The sequence below is a fragment of the Lutispora sp. QWL-02 genome, from assembly GCF_058315355.1.
Genome location: NZ_CM177762.1, coordinates 2,888,854 through 2,912,044, shown reverse-complemented (window position 1 = coordinate 2,912,044; position 23,191 = coordinate 2,888,854). Strand labels below are relative to the sequence as shown.

Sequence of the window (23,191 nt, the reverse complement as noted above, 5' to 3'; positions counted from 1 at the left end):
TCGTGGGCAAAGGAAGAAATCAACTACACTTTAGTAACGGTTTTTACTTTGTTCTTCAGAGAGTAAAGCTTCAAAACAACATAGTTCTCTTTTTCGTAATATTTATCAACCACAATTCTATATAAAGGGTCAACAAAAAAGCTGCAAATGATCTTTTCTTTAGGTTCCTTCTCATTATTAGTTTTTTCAATTCTATTTGTAAATCCGGTTTCTTTATCGATAGAATATGCCAACCCTTTTTTTTCGTAAGAGGCATTAACCTCATCAATTTTTTTATTAGTGTCGATTAAAAATAATTCCTTTTCTTTTACCATTTTTCCATTATTTATTTGTCTTAATACTTTTTCTTTATCAATTCTATATTTTTGACTTTTCTTATCTTTAGTCATAGCGCACACCTCATTATTTTTTTAAACGCTAACCTATATTTTTATAATAGTGCATTTTCGGGAAAATGCTTAGCTGGAACGGCTTATAAGATAACTATATATTATAAATTTGAAAAAAGAAAGCCTTAGTTTACAAGGATAGATACTGTTCTATTCCTTTTTTATTTAACTGGAAATGCAAAATATGGAGGTGTTTTAATGAAAGGCAGCCTAAAAAAGCGTGGTTTATACTGGTACGCAATTGTAGACATTAAAGATGAAAATGAAAAGAGAAAGCAAAAATGGATTAATACCAAATGTGAGAAAAAGCCAGATGCGGAGAAGCAGCTTAGAGAAATTCTTTCAAAACTCGATAATAATAAATTTATACTACCAAGCAAGATTAAGTTTACGGAGTTTTTACAGGATTGGCTTGATAACGTAATAAAAAACAGTGTAGAATACACTACTTGGCAAGGTTATAAGATTTATATCGAAAAGCATATTATTCCTTTTTACCAAAAACAAGTGAGGGATATACTGTTAAAGGATTTACAATCTATACATATTCAAAAGTATTATGAGTTCAAATATAAGGGGAACAAGTTGAATAATGAAGCAGGTTTATCAGCTAACTCTTTAAGAAAGCATCATGCGAATATTAAGAAAGCACTTGATTATGCAGTGCAGATTAATCTGATTCCAGATAATCCTGCTGAAAAAGTTATTTTGCCTAAGAAGGAAAAATTTTATGGAAGCTATTACACCGCCGAACAGCTAGAGAAGCTTTTCCAAGCATGTTCAGGCACGCCGATTGAATCTGCTGTTTATATAGCTGCTAATTATGGTCTTAGACGTGGTGAAATACTCGGTTTAAAGTGGGATGCTATTGATTTTAATGAGAGGACAATGACTATAAGGGAGACACGTGTAAAAATAAGTGATGAAGTAATAACAAAGAAACCAAAAAGTGAAAGTAGTCGCCGGACTTTGCCGCTATTTAGCAAAATGGAGATTTTTCTTAAGAAACTGAAAAGCAAGCAGAATGAAAATAAGCTGAAGACAGGAAGCGGTTATTGTAAGGACGGTTTTGTTTGCTGTTGGGATGATGGAACACCTATAAGTCCAGACTATCTGAATCATAAGTTCAAAAAAGTACTGGAAGATAACGATTTACCTCATATAAGATTCCATGATCTTCGTCATAGTACGGCAAGTTTATTGCTAAAAAACGGTGTAGACTTAAAAAGCATACAAATGTGGCTAGGGCATAGCGATATAGGTACAACTGCAAATATATATAGCCATATAGACATGGAAATGAAGCAAAAAGCTGCTGAAAAAATCAATAATGTATTATAAGCAAATCCTGTTAGGTTCCTTAGCAGGTTTTTTTATGCCTAAAAATGCGAGTTCAATAATCAAGATATGCAAGATTAAATTCAGACTGTTATGAGCTTAATGCTAAATGCTATCGGTGGTAGTAAAAACGTGTATTCTGAAAGCAAATACCGATAGCATTATTTTTTATTAAGCAAAGAACAGATTTTTAAATTGAAAAGCTTTAAGCCTTTAGAATCAGGGAGGATCAAATATATGTATATGAATATATCTTAACTACTAAATAGATATTTGTGACTTAACTACAAAGTAAGCATGCTTAATAGTTAAGAAATGATAGCCCGAAAATGCGTATGGAAGAAAAGAGTTTGAGAGGAGATATTTTTATGTTTCATACTATACTAATAACTTATGAACTTACTGCAAGAGAGTACAGCAGTGTATTTAAAGCGTTTCAAGAATATTCCTCTGGCAAGAAGTTCTACAGGCTTAAAAAAACAAATACTTATATATGCGAAGCTTCAAAGGATAAAGGAGTAATTTGGTATCTTAAGTCAAACGATACGAACTCAGATTATCGATATTATGCTATAGAGGCCAAAATAAACCCTAAAATTATCATAGGTAAAAAAGATTATGTTTCTGTAGCCAGTTATGATGATGTGAAAGAAATGATGATTGAGTTTAATAAGCTATCCAAGAATATATATGAATTGCTACCGAAGTTTTCACAGTACAAGATTCAAAGAGTTGATTACTGTATAAATATTGATGTTGGTGGTTTTAAGGCTGCTCCAGATAAAATAATGGAGCTAATAAAAAGGTCAGATAAGCCATCAATACTTGACTTATGGACGGAATATGATAAGAAAAGCAAGAGGAAAAAGCCAGAGAAACATAGCTATTATCTAATCAATGATTCAATTCATATTAATTGCTATTATAAATTCAAAGAGTTGGAAGAGGAATTCCCTGAATGTCCTAATATCGAAGATTCAAAGAATATCATTCGTTTCGAAGTTCAATGCCTGTCACAAAAGCTCTCAAAGATCAAGAAGAAGTTTAAGATAAAAGAGGATGAGGATGAAAAGCTGCTACTACCGGATATATGCGAATATATTATCAGGTCATATTATAGAAAAACTATTGGATTTGGTGATTATAAAACGCTAAAGAAAGCAAAAGAACTTGTTAATAAAAGCAGTTATACCGAAATCAAAAAGAAAAAAATGATTAAAGCCCTCGAACTTATAAACAAAAAAAGAAGTATTTGGAAAGCCAGAAAGTCTTCAAAATCAAAAGGTGAAATTTCAGATTTCAACAAATCCTTGATAAAATTAATGAAACTGGATATTAATCCGGTTACAATCCCAAAAGGGTGGAATATCAGTTCAATTCCGAATTTGATAAAAGAGATTGATCTTGAATTCAATGAATAAATACTATTATTCGCAATATTACATGATTGTTTTGTAAATCCCCATTTAAACACCAAAATGGGGATTTACAGCAATTGCTTTATTCACCTGTGAAATCTTTTACACCATCTGTCATAAATCCTGCTCCAATAGCCGTTATTGCTGTTTCCGTCATAGTTATAGCAGTTGTACCGGACGAAACGACTGTAGAAGTTGAAGCAAGTCCGCTTACAACTGCTACTGCACCAACGGTAGCAGCTATTTCAGCTACAGCCGCTACAGCAATTGGTGCTGCAATAATACATCCAGTTCCGATAGCCACTTTTTTAATTCCATCCCAGAAATTCATAATGCCCTCCGTATTGATTATGATTTTTTATAAGCTTTTCCCTATAAATACTAATTGAAAAAGGAATTACGATAAACGCCTAAAGACGTCATTTCATTAATGCCTTAAGCATATTGTTTTAAGACTTCAAGAAGTCTATGTTTTTCATAGAGGTGAAATTATGAGCGATATTGGGAAGTTAGTAGGAGAGCGGATACGGATATTAAGACAAGCTAAGGGGCTGAGCCAAGAACAGCTTGCATTAAGAGCCGAACTAAATACTTCATTTCTTGGGCAGGTTGAGAGGGGCGAAAAGAATCCTACCATCATAACTTTGGAGAAAATTGTTAAAGCATTGAATATTACTTTTGAAGAATTCTTTTCCTTCAAATATGATTCATTTAAGACACTAGATATCAATGTTATTGATAAAATATCTCTACATCTAGAGGGTAGAACTATAAAAGAGCAAGAAGCAGTGCTTGAAATTTTAAGACAGGTTTTAAAACTGAAGGATGGAGAATAATTCGGCAAGCTATATGGGCAGAGCTTGCCGTTACTTTTATATATCCAAAAATTCTGTTTTATATGTCTAAACCAGTAACATAGCAAAATTTATCACCCTCATTACTTTTGAATTTCGATTAGTTGTGTAGTAATCCTTTTTCTGCAAAACTGGTAAATGCATCGTTTGCAACAATGATATGATCTATGACGTTTACAGATATTGTTTCTAATGCATGTTTGATTTTTCTGGTTATGTCCAGATCACACTTAGAGGGTTCTTGACTGCCTCCCGGATGATTATGTGCTAGAATTACGGAATTTGCATTATTATCCAATACAAGTTTAATAATCTCTCTAGGATATACGGGAGCTTCATTAATAGTACCGTGAGATACAATTTCAGTTTTAATAAGTCTGTTTTGTGAATTCAGGAAAGCAATTGCGAAAACTTCATTTTTCATGAACGATAGTTTCTTTAGGAAGTACTCACCTGCTTTATTGGAGCTGGATATTTGAGTTTTTTCTTTATATGAAGAGAGGTTCAAACGTTTAGAAAAGTCATATAGAAGTTCCAGCTTCCTTTTCTGTATTTGAGAAAGGTTCATTGTATTTACATATTTTATAAGTTCTGGAAGGTTGTAAACTTCAAGAGATTTTTTTAATGTTACAAGCGGAATGCCTGTAAGCAAGCTTAATGTCTCTTCATCCATAAGCGAATCAATACCATATTGTTCAATCCTTTCTTTTATTAGCGTTTTGTAGAAGTTATCCATCATAGTGCACCACCTATTACATAAAAATATATCTATCATGCACTTGCATGATAGATACTCACAAATATAATATATATTTATCAAATCTAGGCTTACAGAAAGTTGGTTTATCCCTTCACGTCGAATAGTGGCGAAACTTGCGCAGGATTATTTGCAGGAAGAGATAGAAATGTATCGAACTTCATCATTGTATATTTTTTTATTTTAAGTCATAGAAATTTTGCACCATGGACAGTATGTATCCATGGTGATGATTTATAATTAGAACAACAATTGCAATTGTGAGGATTAATGTATATGGATAAGTATGGTAAGAATAATCGTCTGCTTATTATATTTGAAAAGCTCAATCGAGGTGAAATTGTAAAAAAGAAGGAGCTTGCTTGCCTCTTCAATGTTGACGAGAAAACTATTCAGAGGGACTTAAGCGATATTCGCAGCTATACTCTTTTACATGGAGATAGCATTGGCATAGCAAATATCGAGTATGTACCTCAAAAAAAAGGTTATTGTATGTTACGGAAAGGGAATGGCTACTTAAAAAATAATGAGATTCTTGCTATGACAAAGATACTAATTGATAGTAGAGCTTTTTGCAAAGAAGAGATGGTTGATTTGATAGATACCTTATTAGCACAAGCAAGTCCTGAACAGAGGAAACAGATAAAAGAAATAGTTGGAAACGAGTTGTTACATTTTGTCCCAATAAAACATAATAAACACTTGTTGAATACGTTATGGGATATTAGCGGTTTCATTAGAGGCAGAGATGTAATAGAAGTAAACTATGTAAAAATGTCAGGTGAAGAAATAGTACGCAATTTAAGACCGGTCTCAATCATTTTCTCAGAATTCTATTTTTACTTAATTGCCTATTTTGATAGTGAAGAATCTGAAATACCGATTGTTTATCGTATTGATCGTATAAAACAATATTGCCAAGTTCAAAAAAAATTTAACATTCCAGAAAAGAACCGATTTGAAGCTGGTGAATTTAGAAAAAGAGTTCAATTTATGTATCCTGGTTCGTTGCTACATATCAAATTTGAATACTGGGGAGATTCTATTGAGGCTGTTATAGACAGGTTGCCAACAGCAAGAGCTATTGCCGTTGAAGAGAATAGATACTTGATTGAAGCTGATGTGTTTGGTAAAGGAATTATTATGTGGCTTCTCAGTCAAGGAAGTAAAATCAAGGTTCTTTATCCTGATGATCTTGTAAACGAGGTAGCTGAAGAGATAAGGAAAATGGTAGGATTATATGTTTAGTCATTTGTTATAATTGCTATAGGAGTGTATACCATAGATGCTATAGGCATTGCATAAAGCATGGGAATCTATTACAATGTAAACAGAGTTTAATTGTTATGAATAGAAAGTGAAAGGAAGGTATTCTAATGAGAATATTAAAAGGAATAATTTCAGCCATATTAGTTTTATCATTATTGATACCAACACTTGTAACTGCTGATAGTATTGATGCACAAATTGCCGAACTTGATACCAAAATAAAAAAAGCACAGGCTGAATATAACAACTTGGAGCAAAAATATAGCAATATCGCTTCAAAATATGTTGCTTACTGGATACAAGGAGATATTTATTCTAAGCAGCCGGATTTTATAGTAGCTGGAAAATCTGCCGGCGATGGATTTACAACATTAGAGAAGGGATACTTTCATATAACAAATCCAGACAGCAAAGGTATATTGCTTAATAAATATGATGGAATTCACTATTTAATTAAAACGTCAATATACAACGGTACTAAAGTATATGTTATGGGAGCAGCACCTAAAGATCTTCAAATAGCTAAAACAGCTAAGGTTAATGCCAAATCTAAACTTGAAGATCTCATTGCACAGAAAAAAGTGCTTACTGACAAAAAGGAAGGGATAATGACAATAAAATATGATAATGGAACTTACTATGGGAAGACAGAAGGTGGAGAACCGAACGGATATGGGAAATATACCTGGAATATAGGTACTATTTATGAAGGGGATTGGATAGATGGACAAATTACAGGTAAGGGAAAATTCCTTTATTCAGATGGAGATGTTTATATAGGTGGCGTTAATAACGGTAAGTATGAAGGGGTGGGTGAATTAAGACAAGGTTATACTCCCGCAGGTATGTATAACCCAAAAGCTTATTATGAATTAACTGCTATAGGTGAATTCCATGACGGTTTGTTGAACGGAAAAGTAAAATTATATGATAGCTCAGGAAACATCACTTTTGAAGGTGTATACAAAATGGGTGAGCGAATTGAAGAAACTCAGGGCGCTGAAACCTATAAAAAGTGGTATGAAAAAACCGAATACACAGAAAAGATATCTGATACACAAAGCAGATATATAGATGACTATGCTGGTTTCAAAATTGTTTACCCATCATCATGGGGGAAGCCGGTTATAAAAGAAATTCCAGAAATCAGTTTAAATGAAGTTACTACTTTCTACAAAAGCAAAAATGTATTTCTTTACTCATATAAAGACAGAGTTGAAAACTATAACGGTTCATATGTAGACTACTTAAAAACCATAGCACATAACATAGAAAATAGAGAAAAACTCAATATACCTAATGCTTATGAATCATATAAAATAACTACAAAAATAGGAAGTGGAAACGAGTTAACAATTACCCTAGTTGCTTTTCAAGAAAATGAAGTAAGCCGAATTGAATTGCATGTATATGATACAAGCAGCCAAGAGGCTAAAGAAATTATGGCATTATTCAACGAAATGATAGGTGCATTTGAGCTTATACCTGGGGTAGGATAAATGCATATTTAAAACAGCGATACTCAGTAAAATTTTTTCTGATTAGAAAAAGACATAAGGAATAGACATTTCGAATGCTATTCCTTATGTCTTGTGAATTAAGTTGATACGTATCGTATTTCCTACATAAATTGAAGTTTTAAAGGCGATTTTAAGATATAAAAATTATATCGAAAGCATTTAATAGGATTGCACAATAGAAGTAAAGATATAGGGGGTGAAAATAATGAGAATAAGGGTTCAAAAACAAATCGCTGATCTATATAGAAAGAACAAATTAAGTTTTGAAGTCTCATTAGATTGGGTAATTGGTTATATACATAAAGACTATAGTAGACAGGTTACTCAAAATATATTGTATCAGCAAACCACTGAATATACATTTGAGGAGATGTCTGAGGGTATTATTGAACAAATACAGAAAAAATTCAATGTCGATAATAATATGGATGAGATTATTAATTTTTTATGTTTAATGGCATTTCTGCTTGGGGGTGATGAATGATGGATAATATTCTATATCTTAATAAGAAAGCTATTAATGACTCTTCATATGCAGAACTTTATGAAAGTTCATTGAAGCAAATTGATAAATTGAACGGTGAATTAGTAAATGCAAATATTGATTTGAATAATTTAACAAACATAAAATTTGATAAAATATCTTCAAATTTAGATGGGTATGATTATTTATTTTCAATAATTTTTGGTATTTTAGGTGCCACAATATCCTCAAGTAAGAGCATTGAAGAGTTTTGCAATCAGATTCATAATCATTCAAGCGGAAAGAAAATGAATAACTCCAATACCTTACAAGCTTTTATTGGTGATATACTAAAACACAAGGGCGATAGTATAGATAAAGTCAGTGGAAGTTTTATTAACAGAAATGGTCAAATGGCTGATATAGGAATACATCGCTTGCTTTGGGGGCATGATATTTTATCCTTGAATAAAGATAACCCATTCTACCTATTAGTTAAACAACATGGTATTTTGCAAGGAGTACTTCAAGTTTTTCGGCATTTGATCGCGGATACATTTTCAACACAAGGGTTACCATTGCCAGGTCATTCTTATTTTGATTACATTAAAGATAATGGAAAGACAAGTAATTTACTATCAAAACTATCAACGGATATGGTTAATAATGATAAAATTGAATCAAATAAAAATTTCCAGCATTTATTTACTATTCGTGCACAAGATGTTGCTTCACAGGGGCTTGTGTGGGCTTCAAGCAAAGCATATTTTTATGCTAGAGGAATAGAAGATTCTACTAGGATGAGACAATATAAGGTATTATCTTATGGAACAAACTTTTTTGCTCATGCTATTATTGGGACAATAAGACAAAATGGAATACCATATATAAATTGGCCTGCATTATCGGGAGTTATAAAAGAAATAGCAGGATTGTATATTGATAGCTATAAGGAAATAAAGCAACTTGAATTAATCACAAATTCAATAGTTGATGAGAATATAAAAATAGAGAGACAAGTCTTTAATACTGGTACAAGCTTAATCACTTATAATAGCTCAGATGGATATATTAATGAGTTAGTTTCACAAGATAGGATTTTCAATAATTTAGTAGATATTTTTGAGGAGGAGTAAATATGCCCATACCATTTTTACTAGGAGCACTTTTAGCTAGTGGTGGTTTCTTAGGAGGAGCACTTTCAAAACAACCAGAGATTAATCGACTTAAAGCTCAAGTTAGAAAGTTACAGTCCGAAATAAGTAGATTGCAATATACTATAAAAGAACAGGATCGACAGATTAGAGAACTGAAAATAAGATATAATACTTTAAAAGCATATCACTTTTCAGAACGAAGACGACAAAAAGAAAAGACAAAAGGGGCTGTTATGTTCCAATATTGCTTTAAAGAATATATGGATCTTCTAATTGCTCAAGCGCATAATTCAAATTATGAATTAAAGGATGAAGAAAAGGTGTTTTTTAATTCATTTGAAAGAATGATTAACAATCAAGAAGCGACAGTTAAAGAAAAGGTATTTATTAGAGAGTATATTAGATACAAATATCAATATCAAATTGATAACATGATTGAGTATAACTCCGAGAACATAATTGAAAAGGTGGAGAGCATAAATGTGGCTTAAAATAATATTTGGATACTTACTGATGTTGTTAAAATATATTGTATCAATGGGTATTATTTTATTTTTAATTGGTTTATTTTATAAACCTGCCGATTTAATGTTTAATGCCTTTTTAAAATTACTTTTACATGGTAAATTTGACGCAATTATGGGATTAAGTAAAGTATCTAAAGGAGTATGTGTTTTCTTGGTATTAGTGATAGTAAAAGGTGCTTTTGATGATTTAGTCAGTGAAGTAATACCATCAATTGTAATAGCTAGAGAAAACAAAAGAATAAATAAAAGTTATAAGAAATCAAAAAGTGAATTTGAAGGTTTTGATGAAATGCTAAAGACTGTTCAAAGGGGATTATAAAAACTTACTATTCTTGATGGTAATAGTGGGAAACTGAGAACGTGAAAAAATTGAACAATTTTTTATCTATTTTGAAACAAAAATTAGCAAAATGTTAGCAAAGTAGTACTTTTTAACACATTATAAAGAATTACAAAAAACAAACAAGCCAGCAATCGATTGCGATTACTGGCTTTAATTATCTTTTGATGGTCTGGGTGACAGGAATTGAACCTGCGACCTCTTGAACCCCATTCAAGCGCGCTACCAAGCTGCGCCACACCCAGATGAAAACCACATATAAAAATATATCATACACTTGCTTAAATTTCAAGACATATTTCAAAAACTATTTTTATTTAGTATTATGGGATTAAATTTATTATTTAATTTTTTTTTGAAGGATATAAAAATAAAATGGAGAAATATATTAGGAGGTTATGTGAACCATTACATTAAGCCTATAGGAGTAATAAAAATGAAAAAAAGAAAGAAAGTTTCTTCACTTTATATTTTTCCCGCATTATTTTTAGTCATTATTGCGTCTTATATTTTTAGATATGTTTTTTTGAATATTGATACTGAGATCATAAAATATGGTGGGATGGATAATTCCTTTGATGCTAAAGGGCTTATAATAAGAAATGAGTGGACTTATAATTTTACAGGAGACGCTGAGGTAAAATACAAGGTAAAGGAAGGAGAAAGGGTGCCTTTTGGCAAGAAGCTTGCAGAGATAGTGAAAGGTGAAGAGCTTCAAGATGATTTGCAGGTCAGAATCAATAAATTAAATGAGCGTATCAAGGAAATAGAAAACAGCAATAATGAGAATAAGCTTTTTCAAAAAGATGATGAAAAGCTGAATAGCAGCATAGCTGAAAAAGTTGATTACATAAAAAAACTATCTGATGAAGGTGATTTAGAGAAAATATCAGAGGTTAAAAGCGAGTTATCATCAGATTTATATAAAAAATCTTTGATATCCGGGGAAAATAGTTTTTCAGGGAGAAACTTAGAGCAATTGAACAAAGAAAAAAACCAGTTAGAAGAATTGTATAACAATAATATGGATACAATAATTGCCAACAGTACCGGAATAGTGAGTTTTAGTTTAGATGGTTTAGAGCAGAACCTAAATCCAGGGAATATATCTAAATTCAGTATTGAAGATATCAAGAGCCTGATCAATTCTTTGGTAAGTGTAAAAAATAAAGATGAAAAGCTTAAAGGATTGAAGGTTATAGACAACTTTACCTGGTTTTTATGTACGGTTGTTGAAGAAAAACAGCTTAATGGTTTAAAAGAAGGCAGCAAAGTTAAGCTTGATTTTAAGGATTATCAAAATGGACCCGTAAGAGCAAAGGTTAAATATATATCAGAATCGACTGATGGAGAAGTATTGGTTTCTTTCGAGATTACCGACAGCATTAAAAGCTTTTATAATACAAGACTGACTGATGTCAGAGTTATTACTCACGAGTATGAAGGCTTTTTAGTAAGTGAGAAATGTATTGTAGAGCTGGAAAAGCAGAAGGGTGTTTATATTATGAAAGAAGGAATGGTAAGGTTTGTAGCTGTTGATGTCATATCTGTTGAAAATGGCTTTGCTCTTATAAAAAATGCAGAAAATAAAGAAGGAGCCATAACGCAAAGCAGCGGTGTCATAAAAATATTTGATGAGGTTGTAAAAAGTACTAATAAAGTCAGGCCAAATCAAAGGGTCTTATGAGAAGGAGGAGCATAGTTGAATTCGATCAGTGAAAACATTGAAATAATAAAAAATGAAATAAAAGAAATTTGCAATAAAAAAGGGATGAATTATGATGAAATAACTTTGATAGCAGTGACAAAGACCATTGGCATCATGAGAATAAAGGAAGCTATAGCATCAGGTATAAATGATATCGGTGAAAATAAAGTTCAGGAAATAATGGACAAGTACGAAGATTTAAAGGAACTTTCCAATTTTCACTTAATTGGGCATTTACAATCAAATAAGGTAAAATATATAATAGATAAAGTGAAGCTTATTCATTCTGTTGACAGCTTGAGTCTGATGGATGAAATAAACAAAAGGGCGAAGAAGGCTGAAACCATCGCCAATATATTGATACAGATAAATGTAGCCCGCGAAGATACTAAGTTTGGTATCGGCATAGAAGAGCTTGACAGCTATATTGAATATGCTTCAAAGCTGGATAGCATAAGGGTACAGGGATTAATGACCATCGCACCGTATTTTGAAGATGCCGAGGAGGCAAGATCTATATTTAGAAACCTTAAAAGCAAATATGATGAACTATCTAAGCGGGATTACGGCAATATTGAGATGAAGTTCCTATCTATGGGCATGACAAATGATTACAAGATAGCTTTAGAAGAAGGCTCTAATATGATCAGAGTAGGCACAGGAATATTTGGAAAACGAATTTATAATTTATAGGAGGTTTACATATGGCAGGAAAGATAATGAGCAAGGTTTTATATTTTATGGGAATTGGAGAAAACGCCGAAGAAATGGAAGAAGCAGAGAATGTCGTTCAAAAACCTGTTTTGGAGCCTGTCAGAAAAAGCAATATCGTGAATATGCCGACAGGTGGGGGGCAGATGAAATTAGTCCTTATTGAACCTACCAATTATGATGATGTACAGGATATATGCGATAATTTGAAGAACAAAAAGCCGATAGTTATAAACTTTGAGAATCTTGACAAAGACATAGCCAGAAGAATGGTGGATTTTGTAAGCGGCGCGGTATATGCTATTGATGGAACCATACAGAAAGTATCTAATGGTATTGTCATTGCAGCCCCATCAAATGTAGATATAATGGGGAGCATCGGAGATATTGGTGAAGAGGGCTTTGATTTTGAAAAATTCATGGATTGGTTAAAATAGAGGATTGTGAGTGATATTGTTTGAAGCAGATACTTATTTGGTCAGTGGGCAAGTTTTTTAGCATAATTTATATTCTCATGTTTATAAGAATAGCATTATCATGGATAAGGGTAAGTCCATATAATAAAGCAGTAAATATTATTTATCAGCTTACGGATCCCTTGTTAGATCCTTTTCAAAGGATGATAGACAGGCTTGGGATAAACACTGGAATGATAGATTTTTCGCCGTTGATTGCTTATTTGGTTTTTAATTTTCTAGAAACCTTGATAATAAAAATACTCTGGAAGTTATAGCGCATATGGAAAATATAAAATCAAAGCATGACGAACAACTGTTTATAAAAAGGCTGGAAGACCTGGTGCAAAGCTCCGGCAGAAAAATGGCTCAAAGCTTTACTGACTTTTTGGATCCAAAGCAGCAAATCATAATAAACGATTATTTTAGAAATGATAAAACTATTTCAATAGATTTTTATGGAGGGTATAAAGAAGCTGAGAGGAAAATCTGCGGGATATATTGCGAGGGTGCTAAGCTTGATAAAGATGAGTACCCTATCGCCATACTCCATCTTTCATGGAAATCCCATAGGAGAATTAATCATAGGGATATACTGGGTTCTCTGATAGGTGCCGGCATAAGAAGAGAAAAGATTGGGGATATTATACAGAATAATGATGAAGCTTTTGTATTCGTTCATAGAGATATTGCCGGTTACCTGGCAAATAATTTGGAAAGGGTTGGAAGCGCAAGTATAGATATTGAATATTGCGACCACCTGCCTGAGCTTGAGCAGGAACAAAAAAGCACTTCGGCGGTTGTTGCTTCTTTGAGATTGGATTGCCTCCTGGCTGCAGGCTTTGGAGTATCCAGGACAACAGCTGCAGAAGCGATTAAAAGCTCTAAGGTATTTGTAAACTGGAGACCTGAAGGAGGCCCTTCAAAAGAAGTAAGGGTCGGAGACGTAATATCATGGAGAGGTAAAGGCCGGGTTAAGCTGGATAATGTTATAGGAACAACGAAAAAGGATAGAATCAAAGTTAATATAATTAAGTATATATGAACGGGAGGTTATTTGCATGATGACTCCTATGGACATACGCAATAAGGAGTTCAAGAAGGGCTTTAGAGGTTACAGCGAGGAGGAAGTAGATATATTCATTGATAAAGTGGTCAATGATTATGAAAAGCTTTATAGAGAAAACAGCGAATTGAAGGATAAGCTCAACTCTATCAATGAAAGGCTTGAAAGCTATTCGGAGATTGAAAAGACCCTGAAGAACACCTTGATAATTGCACAAAAAACTTCAGAGGATATAATTGCTAATGCCAGGAAGGAAGCAGAGATAATAATAAGGGAATCAGATGAAAACAAAAGAAAGATTATTGATGATGCAAATCAGAATGTAATTAAAGTTAACAAGGAATATGAAGAAATGAGAAAGCAGCTTCAAATTTTCAAGACCCGATACAAGACTTTTTTAGAATCTGAATTAAATAATCTGGATTCCTATTTTAAAGAGATATAGACTATGCTCTTTCATCCTGAAGAGGTTGAGAGAGTTTTTGTTTGGGAGTTATGCTCATGGAACACGCGGGAGGACATATTATGGAGTTAAAGCGCATAAAGAAAAATTGTAATAGAAAGCAAGTAAAAGCAGGCAGTGCGATTTTTGGAAATGGAAATTTTGCTGTTATAGCGGGCCCTTGTGCTATTGAAGGCAGAGAAATGCTGATAGATACGGCAAAGCATCTCAAGCTGAAAAACACCTCCATGCTGAGGGGCGGGGCTTTCAAGCCAAGGACCTCTCCGTACAGCTTCCAAGGCTTAGAAGTCGAAGGGCTTAAATATATGAAAGAAGCGTCGGAGCTTACTGGAATGCCGGTAGTGACAGAAATCATGGATCCCAGGGATATAGATAAGATTTATCCGTATACAGATATGTTTCAGATAGGTTCCAGGAACATGCAGAATTTTGCTTTGCTTAAAGAAGTAGGCAAGTATGATAAGCCTGTATTATTGAAGAGGGGACTGGCAGCGACTATTGAGGACTTTCTTTTTGCAGCAGAGTATATTGCTGTGGAGGGAAATAGTGATATTGTGCTCTGTGAACGAGGCATAAGGGGCTTCGATAGTTATACAAGGAATACTCTTGACATATCTGCTGTTCCTCTTCTCAAAGAATTGAGCATGCTCCCTGTCATTATAGACCCCAGTCATGGCACAGGATTGAGGAGTCTTATCCTTCCCATGACCTTGGCAGGCTTAGCTGCCGGTGCTGACGGAGTGATGATTGAGGTTCATCCATGTCCCAGCCAGGCGTTATCAGATGGAGAACAATCCCTGGATTTTAATGATTTCGATAGATTAATGGAGAAGCTGCTCGAGGTAGAAAGCTGCTTTAAGGATATAAGGGAGCGCTAATGTCGATTGCTGAACAATAACATGATGTATATGCACATCATGTTATTGTTTTTTAAAAGAAAGATTTTGGGGAATAATACTTTTTGGAGGAATAAAAATGAAAGAAGAAAGAGTTGAGCAAATTGCTCTTGCGCTGGAAAAAGCAAAATTGGGCGAGTACGTTGATATGATGTCAAAGCCCAGAAGGCTGCTGTTTATGAATTTTGTCGCCGGGTTGGCGCGGGGATTCGGAATGGCCGTAGGCTTTACCTTATTGGGTGCCCTTGCCTTATATTTTTTGCGTATGGTTGTAATGCTTAATTTACCCTTTATAGGGGGGTTTATCGCTGAAATAGTCAAGATTGTACAAGATCATTTATAGGAGGCACGATTATGGACAAGAGTAAGATCAAAGACTTAGAAAAGAAGCTTATCGATATAAAAAAGGGGAGGGAGAAATCGCTTGCAGAGGAGCATCTGGGGCTGGGGGAATCCATTGAGGATAATACCAGCGAATTATCTTCTTATGATAACCATCCTGGAGATATAGGCACAGAAACCTTTGAAGCCGAAAAAAATTTTTCTTTTAGAAATAATGATAAATTTGTTATCGGTGAGGCCAATGATGCATTGAAAAAGATTGAAGACGGTTCTTACGGATTCTGTGAGCATTGCGGAGAAGAGATTGCAGAAGAAAGGCTTGATATCCTGCCATATGCAAGGCTGTGTATTTCTTGCGAGAATGAATTCAAGTTCAAAACAGATGATGAGGAAAAGGGCAGGCCTATTGAGGAACAGATACTGACGCCGCCTTTCGGCAGGTCTTTCAAGGATAATTCACTGGAGGATAGTGTCATGTTTGACGGAGAAGATGCCTGGCAGGATGTAAATGTTTACAATGATGTAACCTCTGACAACCCCTTTTCTAAAGATGACAGCATGGGGTATGTGGAGGATGTAGAGTCCATAAGCAACGAACAATATAAAAAACAGCTGGAATAAAAATCGCATTTTTTGCCGGCTTGTGCTATAATCTTTTTTGAATAAAGGGGGTATGTTTTTGTATTCTATCATTATTATCGGAGTAATAATTGCTTTAGACCAATTTATAAAGATCAAAGTTATTGAAGAAATAATGCCACATTCAAGTTTAGAGGTTATTAAAAACTTATTTTACATAACATATGTTGAGAACCGCGGAATCTCTTTTGGGTTATTTAAAGGCAACAGAACAATCTTCATTATATTGATATTGATTATTTCTCTAGTTTTATGCTTTTACATTTTTAAGCTGAATAGAAGGTATATAGGCATTACAATATGCTTAGCTTTGATTGTGGGCGGTGCTATTGGAAATCTTATAGACAGGATAAGGCTGGGATATGTGGTTGATTATATCCACTTCACATTTTTCCCGCCAGTATTTAATTTGGCGGATTCGGCTATCGTATGCGGTGCCATAATATTGAGTTGTTTATTAATATTTAACAAAAACATCACTTTATAGAGAGGTTTTTTATGGATACCATAAATTTAGATGCACTGGATATAGACAAAGATAAAAGGCTGGATGTGTTTTTGACCGAGAGAGTAGAGGGCCATTCAAGAACTTATATAAAAAAGTTGATAGAAGATGGGTTGGTTCTTGTTGGAGAAAAAACTAAGAAAGCAAATTATAAGTTGAATGTAGGAGATACTGTATCGATCATACTGCCGGACCCTGTTAATTTAGAAGTAAAAGCTGAAGATATCGATATTGATGTGATATATGAAGATGATGATTTATTGGTTATAAACAAGCCTCAGGGTATGGTAGTTCACCCTGCCCATGGAAATTACAGCGGCACTCTGGTAAACGGCCTTTTGAGCAGATGTGAGGGACTATCCGGCATCAACGGAGTGATAAGACCGGGAATAGTTCATAGGATTGATAAGGATACATCGGGAGTGATAGTAGTAGCTAAGACAAATGAAGCCCATATGGATTTATCACGACAACTGAAAGAACATTCCATCAACAGAAAGTATATTGCGTTGCTTGAGGGCAGACTGAAAGAGGATAGAGGAATCGTTGATGCCCCTATAGGCCGTGACCCAAAGGACAGGAAGAGGATGGCTGTTGTAAGCAAAAATGGAAAGAGGGCGGTCACTCATTATAAGGCAATAGAATTTTTTCAGGCTAATACATTGGTAGAAGCAAGCTTAGAAACCGGCAGGACCCACCAGATAAGAGTGCATATGGCATATTTAGGCCATCCTGTAGTAGGGGATCTGGTTTACGGATATAAAAAGCAAAGATTTAAGCTGAAGGGTCAAATGCTTCACGCTAAGATATTAGGCTTTATGCATCCCAGGAGCGGTGAATACGTGGAATTTAGTGCTCCGCTTCCTGAATACTTTGTTAATATTTTAGAAAAACTAAAACATAATATCTAGACAATAGCACTGACCTATGGTAACATGATAAAAACATCCTTTAATCTGGTCCTGTGAGGCAAGAAAGGTAACGATAGTGCTTTGTATACCTATGTCTGCCCTTGGGCAGACTTTTTTAGTTTATCCCTTGACCACCAAGGAATACCTCATATAAAAGAAGGAGGTGAGAATATGATCATTAAGAATGAATTGATGGATGAAAAAGCAATAAACAGAGCTTTGACCAGAATAGCTCATGAAATAGTAGAAAAAAACAAAGGCGTAGACAATATATGCTTTTTAGGGATTAAAACAAGGGGATTGCCCTTGGCATCGAGGTTGGCAAACAAGATTTTATCTATAGAGGGTCAGGCGGTCAGCTTTGCAGAGATCGATGTGACAAATTACAGGGATGATTTAGAAAGCAAAAGAGTAGAGTTAAAATCAGATATCATGGCTATAAATTTAGATTTAAAGGATAAAAAGGTGGTTTTGGTAGATGACGTTTTATTTACAGGAAGAACAGTCAGAGCTGCTATGGATGCCATAATGGATTATGGGAGGCCTGTGTCTATTCAATTAGCCGTATTGGTAGATAGAGGTCATAGAGAGCTTCCAATAAGAGCGGATTATGTTGGGAAAAATCTTCCTACCTCAAGAAGTGAGGAAGTTATTGTGAATTTAAATGAGATAGATGGACGAGATATTGTTTTACTGGTAGAAAATGAGTAGTTTATTGACTGCTCTATTTTTTTGAAAGCTTGGAGGTAAGACATGGAAATATTGATGAAGAATTGTATGCTGGCAGACGGTGTAAACGATTACTGCGGATTGTTTGATGTTTTAATACAGCATGGGAGGATAACCCGAATAGATAAGGATATCATCGCACTTGAAGCAGAAAGAAGCATAGATCTGAGAGGAAATGCAGTCGTGCCCGGCTTTATTGATATGCATTGTCATCTTAGGGAGCCGGGTTATGAATATAAGGAAACTGTTGAGAGCGGCAGCAGGGCTGCAGCCAGGGGAGGATATACGACGATTTGCTGCATGCCAAATACAAAACCGGTTATAGATAATATAAACGCGCTTAAAGCATTGAGGGATATAATTGATAAGAGCAGTAAGATAGAGGTCATACCTATAGGGGCACTGACTTTAGGACAGAAAGGTCATGAACTATGTGATCTCCAGGCAATGAGCGATGAAGGTATCAGCTTATTCTCAGATGATGGATGTCCCGTGATGAATAATTCTATAATGCTTCAAGGCTTGAGGCAATCTTTAAAGAAGAAATTTCTTATAATAGATCATTGCGAAGACATTGACTTAGCCGGAGACGGGGTAATAAATGAAGGCGAAGCCTGTACAAGACTGGGCTTAAAAGGGATACCTGCTTTGGCGGAGGAATTGCAGGTGATGAGGGATGCAGTGCTGTCGCAGCATACAGGTGCTGGAATACACATTGCCCACATAAGCACGGAAGGTTCCCTTAATATTATTAGAAAAGCAAAGCAAAATGGAATTAAATTGAGCTGTGAAGTCACACCTCACCATTTATCACTATCTGAAGAAGATATATTGACTCACGATACCAGTTTTAAGGTAAATCCACCATTGAGAAGATTTCAGGACGTCTTAGCCCTAAGAGAGGGATTAAAGGATGGTACTATAGATGTTATTGCAACGGATCATGCGCCGCACAGCCTATCTGATAAGCCGGGTGATTTTATTAAAGCAGCCAACGGGATTTCAGGAATCGAACTGGCTTTTTCTGTATGCTACACATATCTGGTAAAGACTGGGATATTGAGTTTGAATGAGCTGATCAGCAAAATGAGCTATAAACCGTCTGAACTTTTGAATCTTGGGAAAGGTAGAGTAGCTGAGGGCAGCATTGCAGATTTAGTGGTTATCGATTTAGATACTGAGTTCATTGCAGATAGAGAGAAGCTTATATCAAAGGGGAAAAACACTCCATACCATGGCAGAAAATTATGGGGAGAGACATTGTTGACCATATCAAAGGGTAGAATAGCATATGAGAAGGAAGGTTATTTAGATGTTTACAGATAAATTGATAGAAAGAATAATAGAGATGAAAAATCACTGTATAGTGGGAATAGATCCCCATTACAATATAATCCCCGATTATTTAAAGAGTCAATATTTGAAGGATGAAGAGGAAGATGCAGAAAATTTGGCAGAGCTGCTTTATACATTCAGCAAAGAGATAATAGATCATATATATGATATTGTGCCGGCGGTAAAACCTCAGATAGCCTTTTTTGAAAGATACGGCTCGTCAGGGTTAAGGGCTTTCGAAAGGGTATGCAGTTATGCTAAAAGAAAAGGGCTTTTTATTATAGCTGATGTAAAAAGGGGCGATATAGGAAGCACATGTGAGGCCTATTCACATTATTATTTAGGTGAAGGCTCAAGCTCTCTGGCCTGCGATGCAATAACAGTAAATCCCTATCTGGGAAGAGATTCAATCGATCCTTTTATAGAAAAATGCATAAATGGCGATAAGGGAATATTTATACTTGTGAAAACTTCTAATAAATCATCAGTAGATATACAGGATTTGACTTGTGATGGCAAAAGGATATATGAACATGCAGCCGAAATGGTTGTTTCGCTGGGAGAAGGTCATGAAGGCGCAAGAGGGTATAATCCGATAGGAGCAGTTGTCGGAGGTACTTTCAGGGAAGAAGGAGAAAAGTTGAGAAGCGTCATGAAGACCAATTATTTTCTCGTTCCCGGGTATGGTGCTCAAGGCGGTTCGGCATCAGATCTGCCGGGGTATTTTAATGAAGACGGACTGGGTTCAATTATTAATTCATCAAGGGGTATAATAGGAGCTTATTTGTTGGATAAGTATAGAAGGGCCTATAATGAAAAATCTTATGGTAAGGCAGCCAGGAAAGCAGCTTTGGATATGAGAGATGAAATCAACAGCCACTTGGAAAAAAACGATAAAGTGGCTTGGTAGGAGGCATATGAATGGAACGTGAAATATGCTCAATAGTATCTAATGACAGAGTGGCAAAAGATATATATAAATTAGTGATCAGTTCAAAAAGTATAATTAAGGAGGCATCAGCAGGTCAATTCCTTCACATAAAACCTTCTTTGAATTATGATCCTTTGCTGAGAAGGCCGATAAGCATCTGTAAAGCAGATTTGGCAAAAGGTCATATAGTGCTGTTATATAGAGTTTGCGGCAAAGGGACAAGGCTGTTTGGAGAGCTTAGGGAAGGCGATTGCTTGGATATTATGGGCCCCTTGGGCAAAGGCTTTCCTATATTAAAAGATAAAAAAGCCGCCGTTATAGGTGGAGGCATCGGAATAGCACCGCTATTGGAGCTTTGCCAAAACCTTAATTCTCCTGATATATATATGGGCTTTAGGGATGAGGTGTACTTTGTTGATGAATTTATAAAGCATTCGGATGCGTTTTTCCTCTACACGGAAGATGGAAGCAGGGGAAGCAAAGGATATCCCATAGAGGCTCTTGCAAGAAATATAAGCAGCTATGAAGTGGTTTATGCCTGCGGACCAAAGATGATGCTGAGTAAAGTAAAGGAGCTATGTGAAACAAATTCTGTTGAATGCTATCTTTCGATGGAGGAACGAATGGGATGCGGTGTAGGAGCTTGCCTGGTATGCGCTTGTGAAAGCAGTGAGGAAAGTTATTACAAAAAGGTATGCGTAGACGGACCGGTATTTAATAGCAGAGAGGTGAAGTTTGATGATCGATATGAGCGTTGATATAGGCGGACTGAGATTAAAAAATCCGGTGCTGGTTTCGTCTGGTACCTTTGGTTTTGGAAGGGAATATTCGAAATTTTATGATCTGAACTCTTTGGGGGGCATAGCGGTAAAAGGAATAACCTTGAAGCCCAGAAAAGGCAATAAGCCTCCGAGGATAGCAGAAACAGCTGCCGGCATATTAAATAGTGTGGGACTGGAGAATCCAGGCTTATATGGCTTCATGGAAAAGGAGCTGCCATTTCTGAAAAGGTACAAAGTGCCTATTATAGCTAATATATCAGGAAATACCGTAGAAGAATATTCTATAATGGCACAGGAATTGTACAATAGCGTTGATGCCATTGAGCTTAACGTGTCCTGTCCTAATGTCAGAGAAGGAGGCATTGCATTTGGAACAAAACCGGAATTGATATACCAGGTTACAAATGCGGTAAAAAAACGCATCGGAATTCCTTTGATCGTCAAGCTTTCTCCCAATGTGACGGATATTTCAGAAATGGCATTAGTCGCTGAAGGAGCGGGAGCGGATTGCATATCTTTGATCAATACAATGATAGGGATGAAAATAGACATAGAAAATAAGAGACCATATTTTGACAATGTTGTTGCCGGTTTATCAGGTCCGGCGGTCAAGCCTGTTGCATTAAGAATGGTATGGCAAGCTGCTGAAAAGGTTAATATCCCTATAATCGGCATGGGCGGCATAAGCACATGGAGAGATGCAATAGAATTTATTATGGCCGGAGCGGCTGCTATATCAATAGGCACTGCAAACTTCTATAATCCTTATGCTCCTATAGAAGTGCTTGATGGTATACGAAATTATATGGAATATAGTGGATTAAATAGGATCGAAGAAATTAAAATAAACAGAGGAGTGAAAAATTATGAATAATCATGAAATAAATGAAATACTTATTAAATGTGGGGTACTTTTAGAAGGACATTTCCTTTTGACCTCCGGAAAGCATAGCAACAAATACTTACAATGTGCAAGGCTATTTCAATTTCCTGAGCAAAGTGAATCTATTTCCCGAGTGCTTGCGGAAAAAATGAAAAAGTATGATGCGGATATGGTGGTCGGACCTGCTATAGGAGGCATAATTCTTGCTTATGAGGTGGCAAGGCAGCTGGGATTAAAGGCTTTATTTGCCGAAAGAGAAAATGGAGTTATGACACTCAGGAGAGGCTTTGAAATAGAGAAAGGAAAGAAAGTAATAGTCGTCGAGGATGTAGTTACTACCGGTGGGTCTGTAAAGGAAGTCATAAAACTTGTGGAGGATTTGGGGGGCATAGTAGCTGCTGTCGGTTCCGTGATCGATAGAAGCGGTGAAAGAGCAGAGTTTAACAGACCCTTTGATTCTGTTTTAAAGATGGATGTGGATACTTATGATGCCGAAAATTGTCCGTTATGCAAGCTGGGCTCCACGCCTTACAAACCGGGAAGCAGGAAATTTAAATAATAAGTTAAATAAATAACAAATGTTGAAATTTGGCAGAGAATCGTATATAATTTCAAACAATATATCTTTTTTTGAATATTCACAAAAGAAATATTTATACAGATTTTTTACATATCCGACTGTATTCTGAAAAATAAAAATATTTTGACATATAGCAGGTGTTTTACTTGTTTATGTAGAATAAATAAAAAAATATTTAAAAAAGGGGGGGATATATGGAAAAAAATGCTTAAATTCTCTCATG

At 35.2% G+C, this 23,191-nt stretch carries 29 protein-coding genes and 1 tRNA gene; 26 read left to right on the top strand and 4 right to left on the bottom strand.

All coding sequences use genetic code 11. The features are described 5' to 3' along the window. Positions 1-23 precede the first annotated feature (23 nt). Positions 24-389, bottom strand: coding sequence for a hypothetical protein (locus tag AC4HCY_RS13810; protein WP_491094427.1), 366 nt, complete (start codon positions 387-389; stop codon positions 24-26). Between the two features lie 198 nt (positions 390-587). Between AC4HCY_RS13810 and AC4HCY_RS13805 the strand changes: the two genes are divergently transcribed. Together AC4HCY_RS13805 and AC4HCY_RS13800 are read left to right on the top strand one after the other, a co-directional pair. Next, on the top strand, positions 588-1,730 hold the full coding sequence (locus AC4HCY_RS13805; RefSeq protein ID WP_491094426.1) for a tyrosine-type recombinase/integrase: 1,143 nt from the start codon (positions 588-590) through the stop codon (positions 1,728-1,730). A gap of 365 nt (positions 1,731-2,095) precedes the next feature. Further along, a complete protein-coding gene (locus AC4HCY_RS13800; RefSeq protein ID WP_491094425.1) occupies positions 2,096-3,148 on the top strand; it encodes a hypothetical protein in 1,053 nt (350 codons plus the stop codon). Between the two features lie 79 nt (positions 3,149-3,227). Here AC4HCY_RS13800 and AC4HCY_RS13795 read toward each other — a convergent pair whose 3' ends face one another. Continuing rightward, positions 3,228-3,476, bottom strand: coding sequence for a hypothetical protein (locus AC4HCY_RS13795; protein ID WP_491094424.1), 249 nt, complete (start codon positions 3,474-3,476; stop codon positions 3,228-3,230). Between the two features lie 160 nt (positions 3,477-3,636). Between AC4HCY_RS13795 and AC4HCY_RS13790 the strand changes: the two genes are divergently transcribed. Beyond that, a complete protein-coding gene (locus tag AC4HCY_RS13790) occupies positions 3,637-3,981 on the top strand; it encodes a helix-turn-helix domain-containing protein (protein ID WP_491094423.1) in 345 nt (114 codons plus the stop codon). Between the two features lie 118 nt (positions 3,982-4,099). Here the strand turns inward: AC4HCY_RS13790 and AC4HCY_RS13785 are convergent, their stop codons facing one another. After that, on the bottom strand, positions 4,100-4,738 hold the full coding sequence (locus tag AC4HCY_RS13785; protein ID WP_491094422.1) for a JAB domain-containing protein: 639 nt from the start codon (positions 4,736-4,738) through the stop codon (positions 4,100-4,102). Between the two features lie 294 nt (positions 4,739-5,032). Here AC4HCY_RS13785 and AC4HCY_RS13780 point away from each other — a divergent pair, with 294 nt between their 5' ends. From AC4HCY_RS13780 to AC4HCY_RS13755, 6 genes are all read left to right on the top strand, one after another. After that, positions 5,033-6,004 (top strand): helix-turn-helix transcriptional regulator, encoded by a 972-nt coding sequence (locus AC4HCY_RS13780; protein ID WP_491094421.1) that lies wholly within the window; start codon positions 5,033-5,035, stop codon positions 6,002-6,004. 128 nt (positions 6,005-6,132) lie between these two features. Next, the gene (locus tag AC4HCY_RS13775) at positions 6,133-7,524 is read left to right on the top strand and encodes an MORN repeat-containing protein (protein WP_491094420.1); all 1,392 of its coding nucleotides are present in this window, start codon (positions 6,133-6,135) and stop codon (positions 7,522-7,524) included. Positions 7,525-7,750: 226 nt separating this feature from the next. Further along, positions 7,751-8,029, top strand: a complete 279-nt coding sequence (locus AC4HCY_RS13770; protein ID WP_491094419.1) for a hypothetical protein — start codon at positions 7,751-7,753, stop codon at positions 8,027-8,029. Further along, positions 8,026-9,144: a hypothetical protein gene (locus tag AC4HCY_RS13765; RefSeq protein WP_491094418.1), complete on the top strand. Its 1,119-nt coding sequence runs from the start codon at positions 8,026-8,028 to the stop codon at positions 9,142-9,144. The genes AC4HCY_RS13770 and AC4HCY_RS13765 overlap by 4 nt, the downstream gene beginning before the upstream one ends. Before the next feature lie 2 nt (positions 9,145-9,146). Further along, positions 9,147-9,656 (top strand): hypothetical protein, encoded by a 510-nt coding sequence (locus tag AC4HCY_RS13760; protein WP_491094417.1) that lies wholly within the window; start codon positions 9,147-9,149, stop codon positions 9,654-9,656. Beyond that, positions 9,646-10,011: a hypothetical protein gene (locus tag AC4HCY_RS13755; RefSeq protein WP_491094416.1), complete on the top strand. Its 366-nt coding sequence runs from the start codon at positions 9,646-9,648 to the stop codon at positions 10,009-10,011. The genes AC4HCY_RS13760 and AC4HCY_RS13755 overlap by 11 nt, the downstream gene beginning before the upstream one ends. Positions 10,012-10,200: 189 nt before the next feature. Here the strand turns inward: AC4HCY_RS13755 and AC4HCY_RS13750 are convergent. Next, positions 10,201-10,277 (bottom strand) — tRNA-Pro (locus AC4HCY_RS13750). Between the two features lie 191 nt (positions 10,278-10,468). Between AC4HCY_RS13750 and AC4HCY_RS13745 the strand changes: the two genes are divergently transcribed. The 17 genes from AC4HCY_RS13745 (at position 10,469) to pyrE (ending at position 22,947) form a co-directional block, all read left to right on the top strand. Next, a complete protein-coding gene (locus AC4HCY_RS13745) occupies positions 10,469-11,719 on the top strand; it encodes a biotin/lipoyl attachment domain-containing protein (RefSeq protein WP_255225595.1) in 1,251 nt (416 codons plus the stop codon). Between the two features lie 15 nt (positions 11,720-11,734). Further along, the gene (locus tag AC4HCY_RS13740; RefSeq protein ID WP_255225594.1) at positions 11,735-12,433 is read left to right on the top strand and encodes a YggS family pyridoxal phosphate-dependent enzyme; all 699 of its coding nucleotides are present in this window, start codon (positions 11,735-11,737) and stop codon (positions 12,431-12,433) included. Positions 12,434-12,444: 11 nt separating this feature from the next. Then, on the top strand, positions 12,445-12,888 hold the full coding sequence (locus AC4HCY_RS13735) for a cell division protein SepF (RefSeq protein ID WP_255225593.1): 444 nt from the start codon (positions 12,445-12,447) through the stop codon (positions 12,886-12,888). 20 nt (positions 12,889-12,908) lie between these two features. Then, complete coding sequence (locus tag AC4HCY_RS13730; RefSeq protein WP_303740614.1) at positions 12,909-13,184, top strand: YggT family protein; 276 nt, start codon at positions 12,909-12,911, stop codon at positions 13,182-13,184. Between the two features lie 5 nt (positions 13,185-13,189). Continuing rightward, on the top strand, positions 13,190-13,951 hold the full coding sequence (locus AC4HCY_RS13725; protein WP_323432087.1) for a YlmH family RNA-binding protein: 762 nt from the start codon (positions 13,190-13,192) through the stop codon (positions 13,949-13,951). Between the two features lie 16 nt (positions 13,952-13,967). Beyond that, positions 13,968-14,417, top strand: coding sequence for a DivIVA domain-containing protein (locus AC4HCY_RS13720; protein WP_323432088.1), 450 nt, complete (start codon positions 13,968-13,970; stop codon positions 14,415-14,417). Between the two features lie 80 nt (positions 14,418-14,497). Beyond that, positions 14,498-15,313 (top strand): 3-deoxy-7-phosphoheptulonate synthase, encoded by an 816-nt coding sequence (gene aroF / locus AC4HCY_RS13715; protein WP_323432089.1) that lies wholly within the window; start codon positions 14,498-14,500, stop codon positions 15,311-15,313. A gap of 97 nt (positions 15,314-15,410) precedes the next feature. Then, positions 15,411-15,674 carry a DUF5665 domain-containing protein gene (locus tag AC4HCY_RS13710; protein WP_323432090.1) on the top strand — a complete coding sequence of 88 codons (264 nt, stop codon included), beginning with the start codon at positions 15,411-15,413 and terminating at the stop codon, positions 15,672-15,674. A gap of 11 nt (positions 15,675-15,685) precedes the next feature. Beyond that, positions 15,686-16,294, top strand: a complete 609-nt coding sequence (locus AC4HCY_RS13705) for a TraR/DksA C4-type zinc finger protein (protein WP_491094415.1) — start codon at positions 15,686-15,688, stop codon at positions 16,292-16,294. A gap of 58 nt (positions 16,295-16,352) precedes the next feature. After that, positions 16,353-16,799, top strand: a complete 447-nt coding sequence (lspA, locus tag AC4HCY_RS13700; RefSeq protein WP_323432092.1) for a signal peptidase II — start codon at positions 16,353-16,355, stop codon at positions 16,797-16,799. A gap of 11 nt (positions 16,800-16,810) precedes the next feature. After that, positions 16,811-17,728 (top strand): RluA family pseudouridine synthase, encoded by a 918-nt coding sequence (locus AC4HCY_RS13695; protein WP_323432093.1) that lies wholly within the window; start codon positions 16,811-16,813, stop codon positions 17,726-17,728. Between the two features lie 171 nt (positions 17,729-17,899). Then, positions 17,900-18,439: a bifunctional pyr operon transcriptional regulator/uracil phosphoribosyltransferase PyrR gene (gene pyrR, locus AC4HCY_RS13690; RefSeq protein ID WP_323432094.1), complete on the top strand. Its 540-nt coding sequence runs from the start codon at positions 17,900-17,902 to the stop codon at positions 18,437-18,439. A gap of 42 nt (positions 18,440-18,481) precedes the next feature. Beyond that, positions 18,482-19,783, top strand: a complete 1,302-nt coding sequence (locus AC4HCY_RS13685) for a dihydroorotase (RefSeq protein WP_491094414.1) — start codon at positions 18,482-18,484, stop codon at positions 19,781-19,783. Beyond that, on the top strand, positions 19,770-20,702 hold the full coding sequence (gene pyrF, locus AC4HCY_RS13680; protein ID WP_323432096.1) for an orotidine-5'-phosphate decarboxylase: 933 nt from the start codon (positions 19,770-19,772) through the stop codon (positions 20,700-20,702). The genes AC4HCY_RS13685 and pyrF overlap by 14 nt, the downstream gene beginning before the upstream one ends. A gap of 11 nt (positions 20,703-20,713) precedes the next feature. Then, complete coding sequence (locus tag AC4HCY_RS13675) at positions 20,714-21,481, top strand: dihydroorotate dehydrogenase electron transfer subunit (protein ID WP_323432097.1); 768 nt, start codon at positions 20,714-20,716, stop codon at positions 21,479-21,481. After that, the gene (locus tag AC4HCY_RS13670; RefSeq protein ID WP_442916691.1) at positions 21,465-22,379 is read left to right on the top strand and encodes a dihydroorotate dehydrogenase; all 915 of its coding nucleotides are present in this window, start codon (positions 21,465-21,467) and stop codon (positions 22,377-22,379) included. The genes AC4HCY_RS13675 and AC4HCY_RS13670 overlap by 17 nt, the downstream gene beginning before the upstream one ends. Next, positions 22,372-22,947 (top strand): orotate phosphoribosyltransferase, encoded by a 576-nt coding sequence (gene pyrE / locus AC4HCY_RS13665; RefSeq protein ID WP_323432099.1) that lies wholly within the window; start codon positions 22,372-22,374, stop codon positions 22,945-22,947. The genes AC4HCY_RS13670 and pyrE overlap by 8 nt, the downstream gene beginning before the upstream one ends. Positions 22,948-23,191 lie beyond the last annotated feature (244 nt).

Bases quoted from the DNA above. Each gene is read 5' to 3' on its own strand.
- AC4HCY_RS13810 (WP_491094427.1), bottom strand. From the start codon at position 389: ATGACTAAAGATAAGAAAAGTCAAAAATATAGAATTGATAAAGAAAAA.
- AC4HCY_RS13805 (WP_491094426.1), top strand. From the start codon at position 588: ATGAAAGGCAGCCTAAAAAAGCGTGGTTTATACTGGTACGCAATTGTA.
- AC4HCY_RS13800 (WP_491094425.1), top strand. From the start codon at position 2,096: ATGTTTCATACTATACTAATAACTTATGAACTTACTGCAAGAGAGTAC.
- AC4HCY_RS13795 (WP_491094424.1), bottom strand. From the start codon at position 3,476: ATGAATTTCTGGGATGGAATTAAAAAAGTGGCTATCGGAACTGGATGT.
- AC4HCY_RS13790 (WP_491094423.1), top strand. From the start codon at position 3,637: ATGAGCGATATTGGGAAGTTAGTAGGAGAGCGGATACGGATATTAAGA.
- AC4HCY_RS13785 (WP_491094422.1), bottom strand. From the start codon at position 4,738: ATGATGGATAACTTCTACAAAACGCTAATAAAAGAAAGGATTGAACAA.
- AC4HCY_RS13780 (WP_491094421.1), top strand. From the start codon at position 5,033: ATGGATAAGTATGGTAAGAATAATCGTCTGCTTATTATATTTGAAAAG.
- AC4HCY_RS13775 (WP_491094420.1), top strand. From the start codon at position 6,133: ATGAGAATATTAAAAGGAATAATTTCAGCCATATTAGTTTTATCATTA.
- AC4HCY_RS13770 (WP_491094419.1), top strand. From the start codon at position 7,751: ATGAGAATAAGGGTTCAAAAACAAATCGCTGATCTATATAGAAAGAAC.
- AC4HCY_RS13765 (WP_491094418.1), top strand. From the start codon at position 8,026: ATGATGGATAATATTCTATATCTTAATAAGAAAGCTATTAATGACTCT.
- AC4HCY_RS13760 (WP_491094417.1), top strand. From the start codon at position 9,147: ATGCCCATACCATTTTTACTAGGAGCACTTTTAGCTAGTGGTGGTTTC.
- AC4HCY_RS13755 (WP_491094416.1), top strand. From the start codon at position 9,646: ATGTGGCTTAAAATAATATTTGGATACTTACTGATGTTGTTAAAATAT.
- AC4HCY_RS13745 (WP_255225595.1), top strand. From the start codon at position 10,469: ATGAAAAAAAGAAAGAAAGTTTCTTCACTTTATATTTTTCCCGCATTA.
- AC4HCY_RS13735 (WP_255225593.1), top strand. From the start codon at position 12,445: ATGGCAGGAAAGATAATGAGCAAGGTTTTATATTTTATGGGAATTGGA.
- AC4HCY_RS13725 (WP_323432087.1), top strand. From the start codon at position 13,190: ATGGAAAATATAAAATCAAAGCATGACGAACAACTGTTTATAAAAAGG.
- AC4HCY_RS13720 (WP_323432088.1), top strand. From the start codon at position 13,968: ATGATGACTCCTATGGACATACGCAATAAGGAGTTCAAGAAGGGCTTT.
- aroF (WP_323432089.1), top strand. From the start codon at position 14,498: ATGGAGTTAAAGCGCATAAAGAAAAATTGTAATAGAAAGCAAGTAAAA.
- AC4HCY_RS13710 (WP_323432090.1), top strand. From the start codon at position 15,411: ATGAAAGAAGAAAGAGTTGAGCAAATTGCTCTTGCGCTGGAAAAAGCA.
- AC4HCY_RS13705 (WP_491094415.1), top strand. From the start codon at position 15,686: ATGGACAAGAGTAAGATCAAAGACTTAGAAAAGAAGCTTATCGATATA.
- AC4HCY_RS13695 (WP_323432093.1), top strand. From the start codon at position 16,811: ATGGATACCATAAATTTAGATGCACTGGATATAGACAAAGATAAAAGG.
- pyrR (WP_323432094.1), top strand. From the start codon at position 17,900: ATGATCATTAAGAATGAATTGATGGATGAAAAAGCAATAAACAGAGCT.
- AC4HCY_RS13685 (WP_491094414.1), top strand. From the start codon at position 18,482: ATGGAAATATTGATGAAGAATTGTATGCTGGCAGACGGTGTAAACGAT.
- pyrF (WP_323432096.1), top strand. From the start codon at position 19,770: ATGTTTACAGATAAATTGATAGAAAGAATAATAGAGATGAAAAATCAC.
- AC4HCY_RS13675 (WP_323432097.1), top strand. From the start codon at position 20,714: ATGGAACGTGAAATATGCTCAATAGTATCTAATGACAGAGTGGCAAAA.
- pyrE (WP_323432099.1), top strand. From the start codon at position 22,372: ATGAATAATCATGAAATAAATGAAATACTTATTAAATGTGGGGTACTT.